The sequence below is a fragment of the Staphylococcus sp. TE8 genome, assembly GCF_000692055.1.
Lineage (GTDB): Bacteria > Bacillota > Bacilli > Staphylococcales > Staphylococcaceae > Staphylococcus > Staphylococcus capitis.
In genome coordinates this window covers 49543-59379 of the sequence record NZ_JMGB01000003.1, presented here as the reverse complement: position 1 = coordinate 59379, position 9837 = coordinate 49543, and the positions used below count along the sequence as shown (strand labels likewise).

6 protein-coding genes are annotated in these 9837 nt (G+C 31.2%); all 6 read right to left on the bottom strand.

The features are described 5' to 3' along the window. On the bottom strand, window positions 1-4885 hold a 4885-nt coding region (locus tag CM54_RS10730), incomplete at its 3' end, for a SasC/FmtB family protein (protein WP_231469480.1). A gap of 197 nt (window positions 4886-5082) precedes the next feature. After that, on the bottom strand, window positions 5083-6012 hold the full coding sequence (locus CM54_RS12455) for a hypothetical protein (protein WP_231469477.1): 930 nt from the start codon (window positions 6010-6012) through the stop codon (window positions 5083-5085). Between the two features lie 63 nt (window positions 6013-6075). Continuing rightward, window positions 6076-6630: a hypothetical protein gene (locus CM54_RS12970; RefSeq protein ID WP_443027720.1), complete on the bottom strand. Its 555-nt coding sequence runs from the start codon at window positions 6628-6630 to the stop codon at window positions 6076-6078. A gap of 421 nt (window positions 6631-7051) precedes the next feature. Next, window positions 7052-7660, bottom strand: coding sequence for a hypothetical protein (locus tag CM54_RS10720; RefSeq protein ID WP_155980173.1), 609 nt, complete (start codon window positions 7658-7660; stop codon window positions 7052-7054). A gap of 489 nt (window positions 7661-8149) precedes the next feature. Then, window positions 8150-8884 carry a Panacea domain-containing protein gene (locus CM54_RS12965; protein ID WP_012104246.1) on the bottom strand — a complete coding sequence of 245 codons (735 nt, stop codon included), beginning with the start codon at window positions 8882-8884 and terminating at the stop codon, window positions 8150-8152. A 13-nt stretch (window positions 8885-8897) separates the two neighbouring features. Further along, window positions 8898-9548, bottom strand: coding sequence for a hypothetical protein (locus tag CM54_RS12230; RefSeq protein ID WP_012085746.1), 651 nt, complete (start codon window positions 9546-9548; stop codon window positions 8898-8900). Between the last annotated feature and the right edge of the window lie 289 nt (window positions 9549-9837).

Sequence of the window (9837 nt, the reverse complement as noted above, 5' to 3'; positions counted from 1 at the left end):
CAATGAATGAACTTAGTTGGCCATTTGTATCTGTATATTTTACTTCTAATTTTGTTGATTCACCTTTTGGTGTTACTTCGACACTCGCACGCTCTTCACTTGCTTCAATTGTTGGAGAATCCGGTGTTGACTCTTTTCGTGGCATAGTCACTTTACTTTCTGGACTTGTGTTACTATTACCTTTTGTTTCAGTTGCCACTATTTCGCTTTCTGCTAACACCGATTGGTGACCAATTGTGACTTTTCCAGTATGTTCATCTAATTGAATATGTGGTAAATCTTTATTTAATGACCAAGTCTCGCCAATTTTAATTGCGATGATTGAATCAAGTTGGCCATTTGTATCTGTATATTTTACTTCTAATTTTGTTGATTCACTTGTAGGTGTCACTTCGACATTGACATGCTCTACGTTAGATTCAATATCTGGTGCTTCTGGTGTTGTCTCTTTACGTGGCATTGTCACTTTACTTTCAGCGCTTTCGTCACTGTTACCTTTTGTTTCGGTTGCTACTATTTCACTTTCTGCTAACACCGCTTGGTGTCCCATTGTAAGTTTACCGGTGCTTTCATCAAGTTTTATATTAGAAATATTATTATTAATAGTCCATCCATTGCCAACTTTAGTTGCTGTAATAGTAGCCGGTTGCCCTTTCAAATCAACATAGTGAACATCTAATCTAGTAACATCATTATGTGGTATAATTTCGACATTTGCTTCTTCTATGTTAGATCTTACCACTGGTGGTTGAGGTTTAACTTCTTTAGCAGGCATAATTGTATGTTTGACAATACTATTATCACTGTTACCATTTGACGCAGTAGCAGTAATATCACTTTCCGGTTGCACAGCCACATAACTAATTGTCACAGTTCCTGTTTGAGAATTAATTGAAATACCTGAAATGTTATTATTCAATGACCAGCTTTGATTTTTCTTAGTGGCTATTGCTGTAGCGATTTGGTCATTGACATCTAGATATTTGATAGTTATTTTGTCTGAATTAATTGAAGGAATTATACTTACACTCGCATTGTCATGATCTGATTTTAGTACAGGCCCTTCTGGAGCGACATCTTTACGTGGCATTGTCACTTTACTTTCTGGACTCGAGTCGCTATTTCCTTTTGTTTCAGTTGTTATAACTTCACTTTCTGCTTGTACTGCTTGATAGCCTATTGTTACTTTTCCGGTTGCTTCATCTACCTCTATGTGCGGAACATTTTTATTTAATGACCAAACTTCTCCATTTTTACTTACGATAATGGTATCACTTTGCCCCTCTGTATTAGTATAATTAATCACTAATTTTGTTGATTCATCTTTCGGTGTTACCTCTACATTGACTTGCTCTTCGTTTGCTTCGATTGTTGGAGAATGCGGTGTTGTCTCTTTACGTGGCATAGTCACTTTGCTCTCAGGACTTGAATCACTATTGCCTTTTATTTCTGTTGCTATAATTTCACTTTCTGCTTGTACGACTTGATGACCTATAGTTACTTTTCCGGTTCTATCGTCTATCACAATATGCGGTACTTGTTTGTTTAATAACCAAGCACCTCCATTTTTGTTTGCGATGATTGAATCAGAATGGCCTTCTGGATTTGTGTAATTGATCACTAATTTCGTTGATTCATCTTTCGGTGTTACCTCTACATTGATGTACTCTTCACTTGCTTCGATAGCCGGAGAATCCGGTGTTGTCTCTTTACGTGGCATAGTCACTTTGCTCTCAGGACTTGAATCACTATTGCCTTTTATTTCTGTTGCTATAATTTCACTTTCTGCTTGTACTGCTTGATAGCCGATTGTTACTTTTCCGGTTGCTTCATCTACCTCTATGTGCGAAACATTTTTATTTAATGACCAAATTCCTCCATTATTACTTGCGTTAATGGTAACACGTTGATCCTCTGGATTAGTATAATTGATGACTAATTTAGTCACTTCACCCTTTGGCGTTACCTTGACATTGGCGTGCTCTACACTTGCTACAATATCAGGCGCTTCTGGCGTTGCCTCTTTACGTGGCATAGTCACTTTGCTCTCAGGACTTGAATCACTATTTCTTTTTGTTTCGGTTGCTACTACTTCACTTTCTGCTTGTACTGCTTGATAACCAACCGTTACTTTTCCGGTAGTTTCGTCTAATTCAATATGTGGAACCTCCTTGTTAAGTGCCCAAACTCCTCCATTTTTATTTGCGATAATCGAAGTTGGTTGGCCATTTGTATCTGTATATTTTACTTCTAGTTTTGTTGATTCATCTTTAGGTGTTACTTCTACGTTGACATGCTCTACGTTAGATTCAATATCTGGTGCTTCAGGCTTTGTCTCTTTACGTGGCATTTTTAATTTACTTTCTGAACTTGAGTCACTGTTTCCTTTTGTTTCGGTTGCTACTATTTCACTTTCTGCTTGTACTGCTTGATAACCAACCGTAACTTTACCAGTGTGATCGTCAATATTAACATGTGACACTTGCTTATCTAATGTCCAAGTTTCTCCATTTTTTATAGCATTTATTGAAGCTGGTTCTCCTTCGGGATTTATATAAATCATCTCTATTTTTGACGCTTCACCTTTAGGTGTTACTTCGACATTGACATGCTCCTCACTTGCTTCAATACCAGGCGCTTCCGGTGTTGCCTCTTTACGTGGCATATTTTCTCTACTTTCCTCACTTGTGTCACTGTTTCGAATTATATCGTTCGCTACAACTAAACTTTCTGGATTAACAGCTTGATAATTAATTGTTACTAAACCGGATTGTGGTTCGATATTTATACCAGGAACACTATTATTAAGTGACCAATTATCATTAGTTTTAGTAGCAATAATTGATGTGCTCTCATTAGCAGTATTTTGATATGTAATATTTAACTTATCTGCTTTATTAGCTGGTGTTATAGTTAAATTTGGAATCAGGTAATTTATTTCAATAATTGGTTTGGATGGTGCATTATATTTTAGACTATTTTTCAATGTATCTAACGTATTAGTAACATTATTGATAGTTTCTTGGGATGCTTGATTTTCTATAGCAACATTATTCTGTTGTTCATTGATAATATTTCTAGCTTCGGTTAATTTGTCTTGAAGTGCACGCCATGAATCTGCGGTAAAATCAGCCTCATTTAAATCGTGTAAGTAGTTATCAACTTCATTTACTTTACTTTGTAATTCTGTTTTATTCATTTGAATTGTCACAGTTTGTAAATTAACAGTATTATCTCCGGTTCTTTGAGTATCTCTTCCTCTAAATGTTGCATTAGTTCTATAACTAACATGTCCATTTAAATTAACTATTTTAGGTATTGTTGCTTTAAATTCTACTGTATAGGAGAGATCTTTCCTCTCTCCTGGATTTAAGTTACTAATTGACATTCTTAATTTATTAGTATTTACATCTAAATTACCGGTTCCTCCACTACTAGAAATGAGTTTTGAATTTGCTGGTAATATAACTTCATAATATGTATCTCTTGATTGATTATGCCCTTTATTTTCAACAGATAAATTAACTGTTGCACGTGCAAAATTATCATTAGGACTATTAGGCTGAGTTATATATTCTACCTGTGCCACATTAGAAGTGATATAGGATCCACTATTTATTCTTACATCACTAACTGAACCCCCATGATAATAAGATGAATTATCACCAAATCCATGTTCTTTCGAAGACCGTTGTACACTAATTCGACCAGTGTTGGATATAGGTAAAAAAGAAATTCTTACTCTATTCATATCGCTTGGTATGTTAACCATTGCAGATAATTTACCGGTAGGGTACGGTCCCATACCATTTAGACGATTATCAAATAAGATGCGATCCTGCTCTATATTACTAATTTTTAATTTAGCACCTGATGCACCATCTGAAAATACTGGACTTGTAGATATAAAGTTAACGTTTAATTCCGAACCAGGTACCACATCTATATCTTGATAAATACCTGCTACTTTAGCATCATTGACACTTCTATCACGACCGTTATTCGTTCTTGCAAGTACAACCCCGTATGGAGCACCATTATTGCTCATAAAACTTGAATAATCTACTGCGCTTGGTGTATAAAACATAGGATACTCAGGATTAGGATCAGTTGAGTAACTATGCCAATTATCTACATTCGTAACTACAGTTAATCTCTTTGACCTTGATGGTAATATACCACCAGATACCTGACTAAAGTTTCCATTTTGAATTTCTGGATTAACTTCGTTTGCTTTCAATGGATCATTAGATACGTTATTTTCAGGAGCACTTCTAAATGATGATGTATCTCTTTTATGTCTAATATTCGAATAGTTTGAAATGTTATTATTCTTAGTTAAATGTTGTGATTGAACACCGTTTGACTGACGATTTGGAAGTAAAGATTGTTTATTATGTAATTTACCTGCACTATTTAAAAATTTATGATAATAATCATCAACCTGTTGTTGGCTTTGAGGATTATTTAAAATAGATTCAGCTTCTTGTAAATCAGCGCGAAATAATTCAACCGAATCTTCTGTCTTGTTACTTAAATCTAAAGATTTGTATTGATTTAAAATTTTTTCAAGTTGACTAGTATTAATAACGTGTTGAGTATTAGTTTTAGTAGTTGAAAGTTTATTTTCAATATCTTGGTTATTAGTTAGATTATCATTTAAAGATTTTCCATTTTCAATATTAATTTGATGACTGGTACTATCACTAACTTTTTGATTGATGGTGGTATTATTTTGTTCAATACTGTCAGCTTTTGCGTAATTTATGTTAGACATCATGATAAAACCTATTATTGCTACACTAGCTGCTCCAAAACCTTGATATTTTCTAATAGAAAAACGTGTGATTTTTTTATCTAAGTTGTTGATTCTTTTGTTTTCCATCATTTTTTCTCCTCAAATATAAAGAATTTAAATTAACCCAACAATATTCAACCTATATTTTATTATTGATAAAATATATTTCATTGTGTTCCTTAAAATATACCACCAAGCTATATTTTGTGCAATTGTTTATTTTGGGAATTTTACTATTTGTACATAAAAAAGAGTGTGGGTTTAGCTCCACACTCTCTATAATTCTATTCTTTGATTTTATTTCTAAAAATACCAATTAATCCTAAACCTGCTAGTAACATTAATAATGCTGGATTAAATTCTTGTTCTTTAACTCCTGTTTCAGGTAATTCTTTCTTAGAAGTTTTATGATTATGAGATGTTTTATCATCTTTATCTTCATTACGTTTTGATATTTTTTTAGTAGGTTTAATTACTTCTAATGTTTGCTTATGTTGTTTTAATTTAACTTTTTTATAGATATATTTAGTAATACCATCTTCGGTTTCTGTTCTAATATATTTATAACCTTCTATTTGTATAACACCTCTTTGATTTAAAGGTGTTTTATCGTCTTCTACTGCATCTTTAATAATATTCCCTTGATCATCTAACCATACTGTAACGTGTAATTTAGGTTTATCATTTACATTATTTTGATTGTTCTCCTGCTGTTTAGTTGGAATAACTGGCTCTTTTTGTGTCGTTGGTTTTGTCGGTCCTGATTGAGTTGGTTTCTCTGGCTCTTCCTGTGTCGTTGGTTTTGATGGTCCTGATTGAGTTGGTTTCTCTGGCTCTTTTTGTGTAGCTGGTTTTGATGGTTCTGGTTGTGCTGGTTTCTCTTGCTCTTTTTGTGTCGTTGGTTTTGTCGGTCCTGATTGAGTTGGTTTCTCTGGCTCTTCCTGTGTCGTTGGTTTTACCGGTTCTGAATGAGTCGGTTGCTCTTGCTCTTTCTGTGTCGTTGGTTTTACCGGTTCTGGTTGTGTTGGTTGCTCTGGCTCTTCCTGTGTCGTTGGTTTTGATGGTCCTGATTGAGTTGGTTGCTCTGGCTCTTTTTGTGTAGCTGGTTTTGATGGTTCTGGTTGTGCTGGTTTCTCTGGCTCTTTTTGTGTCGTTGGTTTTGTCGGTTCTGATTGAGTCGGTTGCTCTTGCTCTTTCTGTGTCGTTGGTTTCACAGGTTCTGATTGTTTTGGTTGTTCTGAATCTTTTTGAGTCGTTGGTTTTTCAGAATTTACTTCTTATGGTTTAGTGTCATCCTTTTTTGTTGAACTACTTGTGGCTGTGTTTGCTGTTTGAGATGTATTTACTTTTCTATAAATAAATTTAGTTATACCATCAGAAATTGATGTTCTAAAATGTTGGTACCCAGGAATTTTTACCGGCACTCTTTCAGAGGCAGGCGTTTTATTATCTTCTACTGCATCTTTAATGATATTACCTTGATCATCCAACCATACAGTAACGTATAAGATAGGAACTTCATATGTTCCACTGTCCTCATCTTCGTCAGGATCTTCATTTGGAGTTCCATCAATATAATCATTTAAATTTTTAGATGATTTATGATGAGTCTCATTATTGGAAGTTGATGTATTAGTTTTATTGCTTTCAGTTTGAATAGTTTTAGGTGATGTAGTGCTATTAGTCTTGTTAATTTCTTCAGCTTGAGCGGAACCATTGCCCGCAAAAAGATATAAAGCTAAAGTTAAAGCACTCGCTGTGCCGTAGCTAAAATATTTTTTACTTGGTAAAGATGGAAATTGTTTTAAATCTCTAGGCTTGTTGTTTTTCATAGTTGTAATATCCTCCCAAAATTTTTAAACGATAGCGTTTATCTAACTTATTATGAGTACTTATAATAAAAGCTTATAAAACATTACATAAATACATTAATTCTCCTTCGCATTATCGTTAATTTTATTATAATATATTTTTACGAACTAAAATACTCTAATTACAATAATTACAGAAAATAATAGATAAAAAAACTCCTTTCAGAGAAAATAATCTCTAAAAGGAGTAATAATGACAACCATAATGATTTAATTACATCATTCCTGGCATTAAGTACTACTAAAAACAAGCTATAATACATATTAAAAAGACTGTTAAATCAACGTTTTAATATTTTAATCATAGTACTATTTTTAGTTTTCGCACTCTATTATGTCATAATTATGTCACTGGAAATAATATAAACATAATTTTACTTAATTATTGATCAACTTTAAAAACAACTGCTTTTATTTTTTCAATACCTATAATTTTTGCAAATAACACTCTATGAGTACCGTTAATAGTCACATAATATTTTTCATTTTTTTCTAGCAGATACACTGTATTCATTGCAATATTAGTTTCATTTTTCAAATATTCTTCAATTTGTTTATTTATAAATAAATCTCGGAATTGATCATTAGTCATATTGAAAAGATAGAAATATGAAGCGTAATCACTAAATGTTTTTGTTTTTTTATCTATTGTTATTAAAAACTTTTCAATACTTTCAAATTTTCTTGAAAGACCTTGACCTCTACTTTCCCCTATAATATCTTTAACATTTACTTCTTTAACATATTTATATATATTTGAATCATTAATAATACCCAATGTATATTGTTCTAATTCTTTACTTTCCCATTGACCGAACAATGTATAAGGCGTTTCATGATATCTCTTTTTTATATCTTTATTTTCAAACTTTAAAATTTCAAATAAATTTATATTTTTAAAGCTATAAGATAGATATTCATCTTTCCAAACAATTTTTTTAAATAACGGTAGTCCGTTAAAATACTTACATTTTAAAATATAAAATTTCAATCTCATTTTATTAAGATATGTTGTATTTCTCAACATTTTTCACCCTCACTCATACAAATAAGTTCTACGTTTAAATTGTATATTTATAATAATACCACATATAAAATTAGTACCTACTACTAAATTATGGTATAATTAAATTGTGTTGAAAGTTACTCAACATTTGGGGATTCATGAATCTCAGTTAGTTTAAATCATAGTATGATAAAATGACGCTATTCATACTATGTTTATTTTTAATTTCACCTTCAACGTTTAAGCCACCATATATTATGTATGATGGCTTTTTATTATGATCATATTTATAAACATAACTTTAAAATTCTTCAGTGAACGTTTTGTTCAGTCAGCTTTTTTTTACATTTTGAAATGCACATAATATTTATCTTTAACATATAACAAACAGTTACACAAACTCATTTCCCACTGCAACACAGGGCGTTTCTCAGCGTAAAAAAACACCACATGAGAGTGTGTGGAACGTAAAAGTTATTTTACTGGTACCGATGACTTTATTAAATCTACAGTAATGGGACTATTTTGTCCTAATTTATATGCTTTATCCCATGCTGTGTTTTTTTTGTGAGTTTTTTCAACCATGTCCCAAGCTGACACTCCATCATACTCATCAATAACATCTTTTATTAAACTACTAATATATTCAGAATCCTCTTCTCTGAATATTTTATATGTTATTGGAGTAGTAGCATTACTTATCACACTATATACAGACTGATCATCTTTTTCAGTAAGTACGTCACTTTGCCCCCTGTATACTGAATAAACTTCTTTAACTACAGGCCCATAATCAAAGGCTAAAAATCTCTCTTTAAATAACTCTATTTTTCTGTTTAAAAAATATCTTTCATATACTATATAAAGTAATTTTTGAAGTTTAAGTGGAGTAGTAGGTTTCAACATTAAAATATATCTCGCTATATCCATAGCATTTAATCCGTGAGGAGATTTAGCAACGTTTTTAAAGTCAAAATATTTTTCGAAAATGGTTACATTTTCAAAAAAACTATCTTTTTCCTTTATACTTTGAATTGTATCTTTTGACGTAGTAATCAAATGTGTATAAAAACCAATACCTAATTCTGTTAAATCTTCTTCATAAAGTTCTATTTTTTCAAGATCTTTTTTTTCAGTTATAGTCATATGGAATGCTAATCTTCCTTCATGGTCATATTCTTCCAAAATTATTAAATAATGTTTGTACATTTATCTCACCACCCTACTTTTTTTCTAATTCACTTTCATATTCTTCCCAATTTAAATAATCTTGCTTATATATTTTATGCGATTTTTTATTATTCTTATGATCTTTGTTTAGCCATATTTGAAGTTCACACGGAAAACAAAAATTATCAATCTTAAAATATAAGTGAATTGCTTTATAGTCATTTTTACTAGCGTCTACTATCTTTATTTTACCATTAAAATTCTCATAAACATACTCATTTAATATATTATATACATTATTTAAATCAATATCGCTTTGTAAAGTGAATCTATACCCTAACAAATCATTTAAACATTTAATAATAGGATACTTTCCTTTACCATTTTTTGCTTGATATTTTAAAAGTTTGTTATAAATAGACCTTTCATTTTTAATACGTTTATCTATTTCTAATTCTAACTCTTCATCAATCAATAAGATTCTATTTTCTTTCTTTACTATTTCTTTAAAAACCACTACATTATCTAACAACTCACTATCAATATACGTATTTTTATCATCCAAAAAATCACAAACACATTTCTTTTTAAAATTAATTTTATTATTTCTTAGTTCAACAAAGGTATCAGCGTAATTAGTCATTCTTTCATAGATTACAGAAATTATTTTTTTAAGAAAATTCAACTCATCATCATAAGACATATTTTACTCCTAATCAAATATAGTTCTGTTAAGTATAACTCTATATTTTCTTAGAAACAATCAAAATTACAACAATATATTATAATTTAAAAAATTAATCTTCTTTACTTCCCAAATCTCCTTATATCATCAATATGAAACTCTGTATTCGGGTATTGCTCTTACAACCCTTTTAAATCTCTTTTCTTTCATCATCTTCACCGATATTATCAATAAACACTGGTGTTGCTACATTCACTTATCTAACATTTACAAGTTACAATACATGGGTGAATATTTTGTTCATATC

What these genes read in the sequence shown, in the direction of transcription:
- CM54_RS12970 (WP_443027720.1), bottom strand. Translation starts at nt 6,630, where the DNA reads ATGAAAAACAACAAGCCTAGAGATTTAAAACAATTTCCATCTTTACCA.
- CM54_RS12965 (WP_012104246.1), bottom strand. Translation starts at nt 8,884, where the DNA reads ATGTACAAACATTATTTAATAATTTTGGAAGAATATGACCATGAAGGA.
- CM54_RS12230 (WP_012085746.1), bottom strand. Translation starts at nt 9,548, where the DNA reads ATGTCTTATGATGATGAGTTGAATTTTCTTAAAAAAATAATTTCTGTA.